The organism is Streptomyces sp. PH10-H1 (assembly GCF_030063355.1).
Taxonomy (GTDB): Bacteria; Actinomycetota; Actinomycetes; order Streptomycetales; family Streptomycetaceae; genus Actinacidiphila.
The window spans coordinates 1-13,828 of sequence record NZ_JASISZ010000069.1 but is presented as its reverse complement, the minus strand read 5'-3'; the positions used below and the strand labels follow the sequence as shown (position 1 = coordinate 13,828).

Here is a 13,828-nt window from a genome sequence, read left to right as displayed (position 1 = left end):
CGGGGAAACGTGTCATGGCGGGTGCCGGGCTCCTCGTAGACTGCCCGGATGACTGCTGCCCCCGCCGAGACGTCCGAGACGAGCGACGCGCTGCGCGTCCTGCACCGCGTATTCGGCTACGGGTCGTTCAGAGGCGCGCAGCAGGAGATCATCGATCACGTGGTCGGCGGTGGCGACGCCCTCGTCCTGATGCCGACCGGTGGCGGAAAGTCGCTCTGCTACCAGATCCCCGCGCTGGTGCGCAACGGCGTCGGGGTCGTCATCTCGCCGCTGATCGCCCTCATGCAGGACCAGGTCGACGCGCTCACCGCGCTCGGCGTCCGGGCCGGATTCCTCAACTCCACCCAGGATCTCGACGAGCGCCGGTCGGTCGAGGCGGCCTTCCTCTCCGGCGAGCTGGACCTGCTCTACCTGGCGCCCGAGCGGCTGCGCTCCGAGGCCACGCTGCGGCTCCTGGACCGCGGCACGATCTCGCTGTTCGCGATCGACGAGGCACACTGCGTCGCCCAGTGGGGCCACGACTTCCGGCCCGACTACCTCGCGCTGTCGGCGTTGCACGAGCGCTGGCCCGACGTGCCCCGCATCGCGCTGACCGCGACGGCCACCGAGGCCACCCACGGCGAGATCGCGACCCGGCTGAACCTGAAGGACGCCCGGCATTTCGTGGCGAGCTTCGACCGCCCGAACATCCAGTACCGGATCGCTCCCAAGGACGAGCCCAAGCGGCAGCTGCTGGAGCTGCTGCGCACCGAGCACCCCGGTGACGCGGGCGTCGTGTACTGCCTGTCGCGGGCGTCGGTGGAGAAGACCGCCGAATTCCTGGTGCAGAGCGGAGTCGACGCGGTGCCGTACCACGCCGGTCTCGACTCGCGCGTACGGGCGGCGAACCAGTCGCGCTTCCTGCGCGAGGACGGTGTGGTCGTCGTCGCCACCATCGCGTTCGGCATGGGCATCGACAAGCCCGATGTGCGCTTCGTGGCCCACCTGGACCTGCCCAAATCCGTCGAGGGCTACTACCAGGAGACCGGCAGGGCCGGCCGTGACGGCCTGCCCTCCACCGCCTGGCTCGCCTACGGTCTGCAGGACGTCGTTCAGCAGCGCAAGATGATCGAGACCTCCGAGGGCGACGACACCCACCGCCGCCGTCTTGGCACCCACCTCGAGGCGATGCTGGCGCTGTGCGAGACGGTCGAATGCCGCCGGGTGCGGCTACTGGCCTACTTCGGCCAGCACAGCACCGCGTGCGGGAACTGCGACACCTGCCTGACGCCGCCGGAGTCGTGGGACGGCACGATCGCCGCGCAGAAGCTGCTCTCGACGGTGCTGCGGCTGATGCGCGAGCGGCACCAGAAGTTCGGGGCCGGGCAGATCATCGACATCCTGCTCGGCAAGAAGACGGCCAAGGTCATCCAGTTCGACCACGACACGCTCTCGGTGTTCGGCATCGGCACCGAACTCGGCGTCGCCGGCTGGCGCGGTGTGGTCCGCCAGCTGCTGGCCCAGGGACTCCTCGCCGTCGAGGGCGACTACGGCACGCTGGTGCTCACCGACGCGAGCGCCGGGGTGCTGGGCCGCAAGCGCGAGGTCCTGCTGCGGCGCGAGCCGGAGAAGGCCGCCCGCGCGGAGAAGTCGGCCAAGTCCCGCCGCGCCGCTCCCGTCGATCTGCCCGAGGCGCTGCTGCCGGTCTTCGAGCGGCTGCGCGCCTGGCGAGCGGCGAGCGCGAAGGAGCAGGGCGTGCCCGCGTACGTGATCTTCCACGACGCGACCCTGCGCGAGATCGCGACGGCCGCGCCCGCGGACCTGGCGGCGCTCGGCACCATCAGCGGGGTCGGGGAGAACAAGCTGGCGAAGTACGGGCAGCAGATCCTGGACACCCTCGCCGGAGTGGAGACCGGGCCCGCGCAGTCCGCGGCGCCGGCGGCGTTCGCAGCGCCCGCGGCGTCCGACGCAGAACCCGAGCGGGAGCCCGATCCCGACCCGGAATCCGAGCCGGAGCCCGAGCCCGAGTTCTGACCCCCGTTCCGGCCCGGGGGCGAGCGCGGTTTCGAGTCCGGGTTCGCGCTCTGGCCCGCCGGCGTCCGGTTCAGTACCGCAGGACGAGAGCGACCCGGCCGTCGTCGCTGAGCGAGTCGTCCGGGACGAACCGGACCTCGGTCTCCTTGTCCAGGGCGGTCTCGATGAGCTGGTCGACCACGTCCTCCTCGACGCCGTCGGACGCGATGCCGCCCTCGGCCAGCACCAGGTGGTCGTCCTCGATGCGGGCCGCGACCTGGAAGTGCTCCTCGACCAGCAGCAGGGATCCGCGGCCCTCGTTGACCGCCCGCCAGACCTCGTCGAGACCGCCGGCGAAGCGGCGCCGGCCGCGCGCGTCACCGAGCTGTTCCAGGGCCGCGGCGGTGCTGCGGGCCTTGTAGTCGTCTATCACCGGCCGCAGCCGTTCCGCCAGCTCGTGGGCGGGGGCCTTGTCGAGCCCGGCGCGGTCGAGGCGGCCCACGAGGTCCTGCGGGTGTTGGGACAGTTCTGCCAGAAGGGTGACGGTGCCGGCCGTCCCGACGAGGAAGACCGGACGGTGCTCTTGATGCAGCGCCTTGTCCAGGGCAGCGTCGACGGACCGCAGATACTGGCGCATCCGCTCCTCGCGCTGGTGGCCGGGGACGGAGCCGATGTTGGGCCCGGGCACGGCGTCCTGCGGGTCGGGGATCCCGGGCTCCAGGGGAAAGCCGTGGCGCTCGACCGGCACCAGCCGGTCGCCGGAACCCTCCAACAGCCGGGTCGTCTCCTCGGACACCACGAGCACCCAGTACGGGCGGGCGTACAGCCGGGCGGCGACGAGGTTACGGGTCAGGAAGGTGTTCGCCAGGACCAGGCGTTCCTGGACGGCCACCGGTGAGGACAGCTGCCAGATGTGCCGTTCGCCGGGCGCGATCAGGACCAGCAGCCCGTCCTCGGCGTGCAGGAAGTCGACATCGCTCGCCACCAGGTCCAGCTGTCCCTCCAGCTCGATCCGCTCCGCGCGCCCCACCTGGTGGTCGTCCGCGATGCGCTTGCGGGCCTCGTCGAGCAGATTGCGCAGCCGGATCGGGTCCTGCGCGGTTTCTGGGCGGTGCCGGTGGGTGGGCATCAGCAGTGAGATCGCCGGATAGGGCCGCGGCCTGCGCAGGCCTTCAAGCACGGCGGGGGTCAGTTCACTGGTGTGCATGCTCGCCCTTTCCACACGCCCGCCGCGGGAGCGGGCGGATCCGTCCCTCCAGGGGAACAGGCTTAGGGGCGGAGCGCGACTTGCGGGGCGCCCGGGATTCCGTGACCCGTCCGGTTCCACAGTCTGAACGCCGGCCCGCATGCCGTAAAGCATCTTTCGGCCGAAACCCGGCCTTTCCCTCGCCTCGTTGGCTCAAATCCTTGACGTGTCCACGGGATTCTTCCTACCTTCCCCAATCATCGCGTGGTTCATACCATTGCACGATGTTCATGTAAATGAACTCATGCGGGAGTTGACGCGGCCCCAACGCTTCCCCCCACAGGAAGGCATCCCCCCATGCTTACCGAAACGCCTTCGCGCCCCCGGCACCGGCGCAGAACCCTCGGCCTCGCCTTCGCCGCCGTGGCGGCACTCGCCGGCCTGCTGTCGGCCGCCTTCATCGCGGGCCCCGCCTCCGCCGTCAAGGCGGCACCGGCCGGTACGACGGGCCAGGTGCGCGCCGCCGCCCCGCCACGTTCACCCACCCCGGCGTTCTGGTCGGCCGCGGCCAGCTGACTTCGTGCGCGCCCAGGTCAGCGCGGGCGCCCAGCCCTGGAAGAGCGCCTACGACAAGATGCTCGCCAGCCCGTATGCCTCGTTGTCGCGGACCGTGAAGCCGCGCTCCGTCGTCGAATGCGGTTCGTACTCCAACCCCAGCAACGGCTGCACCGATGAGCGCGAGGACGCCATCGCCGCGTACACCGACGCCCTGGCCTGGTACATCGGCCAGGACCACCGCTACGCCGACAAGGCCGTCCAGCTCATGGACGCCTGGTCCGCGGTCGTCAACATCGGCTCGCGCGGGGCCTTCCGGGGCGAGCCGGACCATCCCGCCTACGGCGCGACGAAGGCGGCGGTCCACGCGCTGGGCCAGTCGCTGGCCGTCGCGCTCGCGCCCCACGGCATCGCGGTCGCGTCCGTCGCACCGGGTTTCATCGAGACCGACCGGGTCGCCCACCGGCTGGCCGGCGCCGGCGGTGAGGCGATCCGCGCGCAGAGTCCGTTCGGCCGCGTCGCCGCGCCCGCCGAGATCGCGGCGGCCGCCCTGTGGCTCGCCTCGCCCGCCGCCCTGTGGGCCTCCGGGACCGTCCTGGACGTCAACGGCGCCTCCTACCTGCGGACCTGACCGGCCGGCACCCGGGGCCGCCGCCCGGCGCACGCGTTAAACCGCTCTGCGCATCCGTTCACTCGAACGTGTGAAACGCACGCAGCCACCGCAGAGCGCGGCCCCGACGACGCGGCGGCCGCGAACGCCCGCCGCGGGAGGCCCGAGGCGTCCGCGGGCGGCGTGTCGCGGGGACGTCCCGCTTCGCCGCGCCCGGCCGACCGCATGTCCCCACTCGGAGCATCCCAGCGGGCGTTCACCGCGAGCGGCGCGCATGGTGGGCGGAAGGCCGCTACGAAGGCGGCCGGATCCGCCGCTCCGAAAGGCTCGCCGTGACCGACAGCTTGCACGATCTGCGCCGCTGTACGTTGGCGATCGATCTGGGCGCTGCGCGAACCCGGGTCTATGCGAAACGGTCGGGGCTGATCATCGACGAGCCGAGCCTGGTGGCGGTGGACATCCGCAACGGGCGGCTCGTCGCGGTCGGCGCCCTGGCCCAGCGCATGACCGGCCGCACCGCCGAGTACGTGCGCGTGGTCCGGCCGTTCTCGGGCGGAACCGTCGCGGACGTGGACATGGGCACGCTGATGCTGCGCCAGCTGCTCGGCGAGAAGGCGCGCCGGGCCTGGCTCCGGCAGTCCAAGCCGCGGATCGCGGCGGCCGTGCCCTTCGGCTCCGGTCCGCAGGCACGGCGGATCCTGTGCGAGACGCTGGAGGACCTCGGCGCCCGGCAGGTGGAACTCGTCCACGCCCCGCTCGCCGCCGCGGTGGGCTCCGCGATACCGATCGGCCAGCCCGAGGGCAGCATGATCGTGATCTGCGGGGCGACCTCGACCCAGGTGGCGGTGCTGTCCTTCGGAGGGATCATCGCGGCCGAGGTCCTGCCGGTCGGCGGGAACGTCATGGACGACGCGGTGATGGAACATCTGCGGCTCCACCACGCCCTGATACTGCCGCACCAGGGCCTGTTGCCCCTGCACCAGGTGCTGTCCGAGGCGGCGGCGCAGCCCGAGGCGAGCACCGAGGTGCACGGCAAGGACGTCTCCAGCGGCCTGGCCCGCTCGCTGAACCTCGACACCGGGGGAGTGCGCCAGGCGATGCGCGACCCGCTCGCCGCACTGGTGAGCGGCATCGGCCGGGTCCTCCGCCGCTGCCCGCCCGACCTGGTGGTCGACATCGCCGACCGCGGCGTTGTCCTCACCGGCGGCAGCGCGGTCCTGCCGGGCCTGGACACCATGCTCGGTGCCGCCACCGGAATGCCGGTGCACATCACCAAGGACCCGGCGCTGTCCACCGTGCTGGGCCTGGGCATGATGATCGAATCCGCGGAACCCGTCCTGGACGAATCCGATGAGCCACGCGTGGAGAGCGCCCCGCGGGCGGCGAGCCAGGAACTCGCATGACCGCCCGGTCGTGCGGCCCGGTCATGCCGGGGCGCTCCGGGACCCGGAGTGCGCGATGCCCCTGACGCCGATCCTGGAGCGTATGCGGCGCTGCACCGTCGCCGTGGACCTGGGAGCCGCCAGGACCCGTGTCTACCTCAAGGGCCAGGGCCTGATCGCCGACGAGCCCAGCGTCGTCGCCTTCGACACCGAGCGCGGTGAGGTGGTCGCGATCGGGACGACCGCGGAACAGCTCACCGGCCGCGCGCCCGACCACATCCTGGTCATCAGGCCGGTGGCGGGCGGGATGGTCGTCGATGTCGAGATGGCGCGGCGTCTGCTCCGTCATGTCGCCGGTTCCCGGCTGCGCCGGGCGCGGTTGCGCACCCCGGTCCTCAGGGCCGCCCTCAGCCTTCCGCACAACAGCCCGCCGGTGGCGCGCCGCACCGTCATCGAGACGGTGTCGGCGCTGGGGATGCGGCGGGTCGAGCTGGTCGACTCGCTCCTGGCGGCGGCCATCGGCTGCGGACTGGCCGTGGAGCATCCGGAAGCGGCCATGATCGTGCTGGCGAACGCCGACACCACGCAGGTGGCGGTGCTGTCCATGGGCACGGTGGTGGCCTCCGAGACCGTGCCGGTGGGCAGCGACACGATCGAGCGGGCCTTCGTGGAGTACTTCCGAGGACACCATGAACTGGCGCCCTCCGTGCAGGCCGTGCGCTCCTTGCACCAGGCGATCGGTGATGCGGACATCCCTCCCGAGGCGGGCTTCGAACTGAACGGCCGGGACATCGTCAGCGGTCTGGTCCGCTCGGTGACGGCCGACACCGACGCGGCGCGTGCCGCGATGCACGGTCCGCTGCGCGCGATCCTCGACGGCGTCAGCATGGTGATGCGGCGCTGCCCGCCCGACCTGGTGGTCGACATCGCGGACAGCGGTCTCACGCTCGGCGGGTCGATCTCCCGGCTGCCGGGCCTGGATTCCCTGCTCCGCAAGGCCACCGGCCTGCGGGTGCGGATCGCGGACCATCCCGACGAGTGCGTGGCGCTGGGGATGGGCGCGATGATCGAGGGCACGGTACTGCGGGCGCGCCAGGGCGAGCCGGTCCGGTAGCGCGCTTGCTCAGTAGTCCGACAACTGGTCCAGCAGTCCGGTGGTTCGAAGTCCGCGCCGGGCAGGGCGGGTTGACGCGCGGACCCTGCGGGTCGCCCCCGGCCGGGAGTGCGGTTGGCCCCACCCCCGGTCGGGTGTGTGGGCCCCTGGGGCCGCGGCGTGCGGGACGGGAGGGTGAGGGGAGCAGCAACCAGTGCTCTCCACACCTTTCACGGCAGGGGTCTCCCGATGTCCCGTACCGCCCGTACCGCGGCCACCGCGCTCTGTATCGCCCTCCTCGCCGGCGCGCCGGCCGCGGGCGGCCACCACGCCTACGGCCGGGGCACGCTGCTCTCCGCCGTGCCGGTGGCGCTGCTCAGCCGCGCGGAGACGGACGCCTATGTGGGGAGCCAGGGGTTCGACGTGCCCGGCGCCCGCTACGCGACCGCCGCGTACCGCATCACCTACCGCACGATCGGCACCGACGGCCGGCTGACCACGGCCAGCGGACTCGTCGCGCTGCCGGTCGGAGGGCCGCGCGAGCTGCGGACCGTCGCCTACGAGCACGGCACGCGCGCCGCGAAGAACGAGGTGGCCTCCATGGACGAGGGCACCGCCGACCGGGGGGTCGCGATGATGTTCGCGGGCGCGGGGTTCGCCGCCGTCGCCCCCGACTACCTGGGGCTGGGCACCGGGCCGGGCCATCACCCGTACATGGACATCGGCTCGGAGACCACCGCCTCGCTGGACATGCTGCGCGCGGCCCGCTCCCTCGCCGCCCGGCACGGCCGGACGCTGGACCGGCAGGTGCTGGTGACCGGCTTCTCGCAGGGTGGCGTGGCCGCGATGGGGCTCGGCCGGGCGCTGCAGGGCGGGGCCGATCCGTACTTCGGGCTGCAGGCGCTCGCACCGGTCAGCGCCCCGTTCGACGCGCGCGGCGCGGAACTTCCGGCGGCATTCGACGGCCGGCTCGACCCGGTCATCGCGACGTTTTACCTCGGCTACTTCACCACGGCGTGGAACCGGCTGCACCCGCTGTACGCCACGCCCTCCGAAGCGTTCCTGCCGCCCTACGACCGGACCGTGGAGCGGCTCTTCGACGGCCGTCACAACGAGGGGCAGATCATCGCCGCACTGCCGGGCGACCCGAGGAAGCTGTTCACCCCGGCCTTCCTCCACAAACTGAACCACCCCACGGGCGCCTTTGCCGAGGCGCTGCGCATCGGCGACTCCACCTGTTCGGCCTGGAAGCCCCGGGTGCCGGTACGGCTCTTCGCCACGGAGACCGATCGCGACGTCGCGATCGCCAACACCCAACACTGCCAGGCGGAACTGCAGGTGAACGGGGTGCACGCGCCGATCGTCCGCGCGGGCGGGGCCGGGCACCTGGCGTCGCCGCCGGCCGCCTACCCGCAGATCCTGCGCTGGTTCGAGGAACTGCGGCGGAACTGACCTGGGGCCGGCCCCCGGGCTGATCGCGCGCGGATCCGGGGCCGGTCCGGAACTGATCATCGAACTGCCCCTTGGCGTGCGTTCGTTGCGGTGCTTGAATACTCCCGCCCGGTTAGGAAAGTTTCCTAACTAAGGTATGGGTAACCCCCGAGCCCCGAATTGGCCGCCCCCCGGCCGGAAGCGGAGAGCACGTGAACGACCACCGCGCAGGACGATCCCGCAAGCGCCTGACCCTCCTCATAGCCACCGGGCTGCTGGCAGCGGGCGCCACCCCCCTGGCGATCGCCGCCAACGGCAACGCCGCGGAACCGCAGGCGGTGCACAGCGCCGGCGTCTCGGCCGCGAGCGTCGGCCTGGACGATGCTCACAAGAAGGACATCGCCATGCAGCTGGTGTCCAGCGCCGAGAACTCCTCGCTGGACTGGAAGGCGCAGTACAAGTACATCGAGGACATCGGTGACGGCCGAGGCTACACCGCCGGCATCATCGGATTCTGTTCCGGTACCGGCGACATGCTCGACCTCGTCCAGCTCTACACCGACCGCAAGCCCGGCAACGCCCTCGCCAAGTACCTCCCGGCGCTGCGCAAGGTCAACGGCACCGCGTCGCACGCGGGCCTGGGCTCCGCCTTCGTGAGCGCCTGGCAGACCGCCGCCAAGGACTCCGCGTTCCAGGCGGCACAGAACGACGAGCGCGACCGCGTCTACTTCAACCCGGCCGTCAGCCAGGCCAAGTCCGACGGCCTGCGCGCGCTCGGCCAGTTCGCCTACTACGACGCGATCGTCATGCACGGCCCCGGCGAGGACGGCACCAGCTTCGGCGGCATCCGCAAGACCGCCATGAAGAAGGCCAAGACCCCGGCCCAGGGCGGCAACGAGACCACGTACCTCAACGCGTTCCTCGACGCGCGCAAGGCCGCCATGAAGACCGAGGAGGCGCACAGCGACACCAGCCGTGTCGACACCGAGCAGCGCGTCTTCCTCCAGAAGGGCAACTTCGACCTGAACACGCCGCTGAGCTGGAAGGTCTACGGCGACAGCTACAACATCGCGAACTGACCGGCCACCGGGGCGGGCAGCACCGGCGCCGTCCGGCGCTGCCCGCCCCAACAGGCGCTCCCCGTACGCCTCTTGTCGTGACCGAATCGATGCGCCTACCCTGTGGGGCGCCAGTCCGGCCCCCGGTCGTGGAAGAGGACGAGGTTATGCCCTTACGTGGTCGTCACCGCCGCTACCGGCCCAGCCGGGTGTCGCAGGCATCCCTGACCGTCACCGCCGGCGGCGCCGGCCTCGCACTTCCGCTGATCAGCGTCAGCGGGGCGGCGGCCGCACCGCTGAGCACCTGGGACAAGGTCGCGCAGTGCGAGAGCACCCAGGACTGGCACATCAACACCGGCAACGGCTACTACGGCGGGCTGCAGTTCGCCGCGAGTACCTGGAAGGCCTACGGCGGCACCGCGTACGCCTCCCGCGCCGACCTGGCGTCGAAGTCCCAGCAGATCGCCATCGCGGAGCAGGTGCTGCGCGGTCAGGGGCCGGGAGCCTGGCCGGTGTGCGGGCCACGGGCCGGCCTCACCCGCGACAGCGCGGCGCCCCGGCAGGCCGCGGCGCATCCGAAGAAGACGGCGCCGGTGAAGACACCGGTGAGAGTGGCGGCGAAGGCCGCACCCGCCACGGCGGCGCCGGCCAAGCCCTCCTCCCCGGCCACCCCCGGCAGGACCGCGGCCGACGCCTACGTCGTCGTCAGCGGCGACACCCTGTCGGGCATCGCGGCGGAACACCGCACCCAGGGCGGCTGGCCGAAGCTGTACGCCGACAACCGGCAGGTCGTCGGCGGCGACCCGGACCTGATCCTCCCCGGCCAGCGGCTCGCCCTGACCGGGGCGCAACGGCCCGCGGCCCGGACCCAGGCGCCCGCCGCCAAGCCGAAGCAGCGTCCGCCGCAGACCGCCCCCGCCGCCAAACCGGCGGCGACCCGCACCCCGCAGCACCAGACGACTCAGGTCGGCTCGCAGAGCTTCATCGCGCCGGTCAGCGGAGTGAGCCCGAGCACGCCTTACCACGCCGCCGGCGCCAGCTGGTCGAGCGGCTATCACACCGGCGTCGACTTCCCGGTCTCCACCGGCACCTCGGTGAAGGCCGTCGGCAACGGGACGGTCGTCTCCGCCGGATGGGGCGGCGCCTACGGCTACCAGGTCGTCATCCGCCACCCCGACGGCAGGTACAGCCAGTACGCGCACCTGTCGCAACTGTCCGTACGGGCCGGGCAGCCGGTCAACCGCGGTCAGCAGATCGGTCGTTCCGGCTCCACGGGCAACGCCACAGGACCGCATCTGCACTTCGAGATCCGCACCGGGCCCGAGTACGGCTCGGACATCAACCCCCTCGCCTACCTCAGGGCGCACAGCGTCAGCATCTGACGCCGCAATCGGCCGCTGGGACGACCGAAACGCACTCTTTCGAGGGAGAACGCGCGCCGGACACCACATCGCGCGTGCGAAGCCGGGCATGCCTACCTACCGACATGTCACGTCCGGCTCAGGTATCCCTCCCAGGAGTCACCATGACGCTCCCTCAGCTGCTGAACGCCTTCACCAGCCGGCAGCAGACCGACCCGCCCGTCCCGCGCGGGGGGCCGGCCCCCCTGGACCTGGTGGTGGACCTGGGGACGGCGACCACCCGGGTGCACAGCCGGAGCGGACCGGTGAGCGAGGGGGCGTCGGTGGTGGCCGTGCGCACGGGAACCAACAAGGTGCTGGCGATCGGCGAGGAGGCCCGGCTCATGCTCGGCCGCACCCCGCCCGGCATCGTGGCCACGTCCCCCCTGCGGCACGGGGCGATCACCGATTTCGAGGCGGCGTCCCGGCTGCTGTGGCACCTGCTGGGACGCCGGCGGGCGTGGCACGCGTGGGGGCCGCCCCGGGTGATGGTCACCGTCCCGGTGCTGGCCACGTCGGTGGAGCGCCGGGCCCTGGAGGACGCGCTGCACTCGGCCGGCGCCCGTCACGTGCGGATGCTGCCCAAGCCGATGGCCGCCGCGATCGGCGCGGGGCTGCCGGTGTGGGACGGCGACGGCTGCATGGTCATCGACGTCGGTGCGGGTACCGCCGACGTGGCCGCGTTCGCCTTCGGCAGCATGGTCGCCTCGGCGTCCACCGCCGCGGCCGGCGACACCTTCGACGAGGCGATCGCCGCATATCTGGAGCGCGAGCACGGCCTGGCGCTCGGCGTCCGGTGCGCGGAAGCCGTCAAGACCGAGCTGAGCCGCGCGGCCGGGGTCCGCAGCACCTCGTCCCGGCCCGTGACCGGCCGCGACGCCGCCACCGGCCGGCCCCGTACGGTGCAGGTGACCATGGCCGAACTCGCCGAGGTCACCGCCCCGTACATCCGGCTGATCGCCGACGCGGTCGGCGTCGTACTGGAGCAGAGCCCCGCCAGCGTGGCCGACGACATCGCGCGGCAGGGCCTGGTGCTGACCGGCGGCGGCTCGCTCATGGGCGGCCTGCGTGAACTGCTCGCCGCACGGGTGGGCATGCCCGTCCACCCCGCGACCGACGCGACGGCCTCCGCGATCCGCGGCGCCCGCCGCTACCTCAGCGAAGCGAAGTACCTTCCCCAGCAACTGCTGCCGGTCTGACGCGCCGGGCTGCTCTGGGCGGGCTGTTCGGCGCGGAGTCCGGGGGCGGCGGTGTGGCCTGCGGGCAGCGGTCCGAGGGGCGGGAGGGGCCGGAGGGGCCGGTTGCCGGTCCGCGCCGGCCGGACCGCACAGCCGCACCCGACGTGCTGACCTGTGCCTTGGGTCGGCACCCTCGCCTGTGGTCGGCACCCTAGCCGTCACCTTCGCCGCCCCTCGCACGTGGCGCGGACCGAGCCCGTGAGTCCCACCGGGCCCGCTTTGCCGACGGTTCGCCGATCCGCCCTCCGCAATCGTTCGTTCACTTCTTGAACACATAGTCGCGCATCACGGATCCATTGCTTCGTGAACCGACCTCTTACATTGCTGACACGTGTCATCTACGCTCACCGACAACGCCCCGCCGAGGCCGTCGGAGCTGGTCGGTTCGACTGCCGGCGCGCGTTCTCTTCGCCTTGCCCCCCGTACTGCCGTCTCGTCCGTTGAAGGGTCCACCGATGAGCACATTGCTTCCCGAAGAAGGTCCTGCGGCCATCGCGCCCGCAGCCCCGGACGCGGTCGCGCGCCCGGCGTCCCGCTACCGCCTGGGCCCTCTCCACGTCACGCTGCCGCTGGCGAACGTGGCGCTGTACCTGCTGTGGCTGGGCGTGGGCAGTTTCCTGCTGCCGATCCAGGTCGCGCAGATCACCGGCACCAACGACACGGGGGCGCTGTCCACGGCGAGCACCACGGGCGCCATCCTGGCCACCGTCGGCAACCCGATATTCGGCCAGCTCTCGGACCGCACCCGGTCGCGTTTCGGCCGCCGCGCCCCGTGGATCCTGCTCTGCGCGGGCCTGGGCGCGCTGGCGCTGATCGGCCAGGCCCACGCGAACTCGATCGCCATGCTCGGGCTGAGCTGGGGCGTCGTGCAGTTCATCATGAACGGCTACCAGGCGGCGCTGACCGCCTGCATGCCGGACCGGGTCCCGCAGGCCAAATACGGCACGTTCTCCGCCCTCGTCGGACTCGGCGTGCCGCTCGGCACCATCATCGCGGCGCTGGTCATCGGCGGTGTGCCGGGGAACAAGTTCGGCCTCGACGGGGTCATCGGCGGCTTCGGCGGCCGTTTCGCGGGCGAGAAGGGCTACTACCTCATCGCGGGCTGTGTGGTCGTCGCCGCACTGATCTTCACCGTCGTCTCGCCCGACACATCGGCCCGGGACCTGCCCCGGGAGAAATTCGACCTGCGCGCGTTCGTGTCCAACTTCTGGGTCAACCCCAAGGAGCACCCCGACTTCATCTGGGCCTTCCTGTCCCGACTGGGGGTGATGCTCGGCTATTTGGTCGTGCTGACCTACAACATGTACCTGCTGGCGGACTACATCAAGATCCCGCCGCAGGACCTGCTCCCGACGGTCGGTTTCCTGATGATCGTCAACGCGGTCTGCACGATTGCCGCCGTCGTACTGATCGGGCCGATTGTCGACCGCGTCGGCCGGGTGAAGCCCTTCGTCCTGGCCTCGGGAATCGGTGCGGCCCTGGCGCTGACCATCCCGATGGTCTCGCCGACCGAGAACGGGATGGTCGCCTACAACGTCGCGGGCGGCATCGCCTTCGGTGTCTACATGGCCGTCGACATGGCCCTGATCACCAAGGTCCTGCCGCGTTCCGCGGACGCGGGCAAGGACATGGGCTTGATCAATATCGCCAACGCCGGCCCGCAGATCCTCGCGCCGACCGTCGCGGGCTGGATCGTCAGCGCCAGCGGATACGAGGCGCTGTTCCCGGTGGCCGCCGTGGTCTCCCTCGCCGGAGCGGTTCTCGTCCTGCGGGTACGGGGGGTTCGGTGAGTGTGATGCGTGTCATGAGCACGATGCGTGCGTTCGAGGGCCGCGAGGCCGGGCGGCTCGAACGCTTCGTCAGGACCGGCCGCTGACCTGACC

At 71.8% G+C, this 13,828-nt stretch carries 11 protein-coding genes; 10 read left to right on the top strand and 1 reads right to left on the bottom strand.

The genetic code is table 11. The features are described from left to right. Window positions 1-48: 48 nt before the first annotated feature. Complete coding sequence (recQ, locus tag QMK24_RS31575; RefSeq protein WP_283470274.1) at window positions 49-2,013, top strand: DNA helicase RecQ; 1,965 nt, start codon at window positions 49-51, stop codon at window positions 2,011-2,013. Between the two features lie 70 nt (window positions 2,014-2,083). Here the strand turns inward: recQ and QMK24_RS31570 are convergent, their stop codons facing one another. Further along, window positions 2,084-3,199: a baeRF3 domain-containing protein gene (locus QMK24_RS31570; RefSeq protein ID WP_283470273.1), complete on the bottom strand. Its 1,116-nt coding sequence runs from the start codon at window positions 3,197-3,199 to the stop codon at window positions 2,084-2,086. Window positions 3,200-3,535: 336 nt separating this feature from the next. Here QMK24_RS31570 and QMK24_RS31565 point away from each other — a divergent pair, with 336 nt between their 5' ends. From QMK24_RS31565 to QMK24_RS31525, 9 genes are all read left to right on the top strand, one after another. Beyond that, entirely contained in the window at window positions 3,536-3,754 is a 219-nt protein-coding gene (locus tag QMK24_RS31565; RefSeq protein ID WP_283470272.1) for a hypothetical protein, read from the top strand. A gap of 4 nt (window positions 3,755-3,758) precedes the next feature. After that, window positions 3,759-4,364 carry an SDR family NAD(P)-dependent oxidoreductase gene (locus QMK24_RS31560; RefSeq protein WP_283470271.1) on the top strand — a complete coding sequence of 202 codons (606 nt, stop codon included), beginning with the start codon at window positions 3,759-3,761 and terminating at the stop codon, window positions 4,362-4,364. 311 nt (window positions 4,365-4,675) lie between these two features. Beyond that, window positions 4,676-5,746, top strand: coding sequence for a rod shape-determining protein (locus QMK24_RS31555; RefSeq protein WP_283470270.1), 1,071 nt, complete (start codon window positions 4,676-4,678; stop codon window positions 5,744-5,746). Between the two features lie 61 nt (window positions 5,747-5,807). After that, a complete protein-coding gene (locus QMK24_RS31550; RefSeq protein ID WP_283470294.1) occupies window positions 5,808-6,839 on the top strand; it encodes a rod shape-determining protein in 1,032 nt (343 codons plus the stop codon). Between the two features lie 228 nt (window positions 6,840-7,067). Continuing rightward, entirely contained in the window at window positions 7,068-8,270 is a 1,203-nt protein-coding gene (locus QMK24_RS31545; RefSeq protein WP_283470269.1) for a hypothetical protein, read from the top strand. Between the two features lie 191 nt (window positions 8,271-8,461). After that, window positions 8,462-9,328, top strand: coding sequence for a chitosanase (locus QMK24_RS31540; protein ID WP_502962680.1), 867 nt, complete (start codon window positions 8,462-8,464; stop codon window positions 9,326-9,328). A gap of 146 nt (window positions 9,329-9,474) precedes the next feature. Continuing rightward, the gene (locus QMK24_RS31535) at window positions 9,475-10,689 is read left to right on the top strand and encodes a peptidoglycan DD-metalloendopeptidase family protein (RefSeq protein WP_283470268.1); all 1,215 of its coding nucleotides are present in this window, start codon (window positions 9,475-9,477) and stop codon (window positions 10,687-10,689) included. A gap of 143 nt (window positions 10,690-10,832) precedes the next feature. Further along, window positions 10,833-11,906: a rod shape-determining protein gene (locus tag QMK24_RS31530; protein ID WP_283470266.1), complete on the top strand. Its 1,074-nt coding sequence runs from the start codon at window positions 10,833-10,835 to the stop codon at window positions 11,904-11,906. 494 nt (window positions 11,907-12,400) lie between these two features. Then, a complete protein-coding gene (locus QMK24_RS31525) occupies window positions 12,401-13,735 on the top strand; it encodes an MFS transporter (RefSeq protein ID WP_283470265.1) in 1,335 nt (444 codons plus the stop codon). The last annotated feature ends 93 nt before the right edge of the window (window positions 13,736-13,828 follow it).

Excerpts from the sequence above, each read along its gene's own strand:
- QMK24_RS31545 (WP_283470269.1), top strand. The coding sequence starts at position 7,068 with ATGTCCCGTACCGCCCGTACCGCGGCCACCGCGCTCTGTATCGCCCTC.
- QMK24_RS31565 (WP_283470272.1), top strand. The coding sequence starts at position 3,536 with ATGCTTACCGAAACGCCTTCGCGCCCCCGGCACCGGCGCAGAACCCTC.
- QMK24_RS31525 (WP_283470265.1), top strand. The coding sequence starts at position 12,401 with ATGAGCACATTGCTTCCCGAAGAAGGTCCTGCGGCCATCGCGCCCGCA.
- QMK24_RS31530 (WP_283470266.1), top strand. The coding sequence starts at position 10,833 with ATGACGCTCCCTCAGCTGCTGAACGCCTTCACCAGCCGGCAGCAGACC.
- recQ (WP_283470274.1), top strand. The coding sequence starts at position 49 with ATGACTGCTGCCCCCGCCGAGACGTCCGAGACGAGCGACGCGCTGCGC.
- QMK24_RS31535 (WP_283470268.1), top strand. The coding sequence starts at position 9,475 with ATGCCCTTACGTGGTCGTCACCGCCGCTACCGGCCCAGCCGGGTGTCG.
- QMK24_RS31570 (WP_283470273.1), bottom strand. The coding sequence starts at position 3,199 with ATGCACACCAGTGAACTGACCCCCGCCGTGCTTGAAGGCCTGCGCAGG.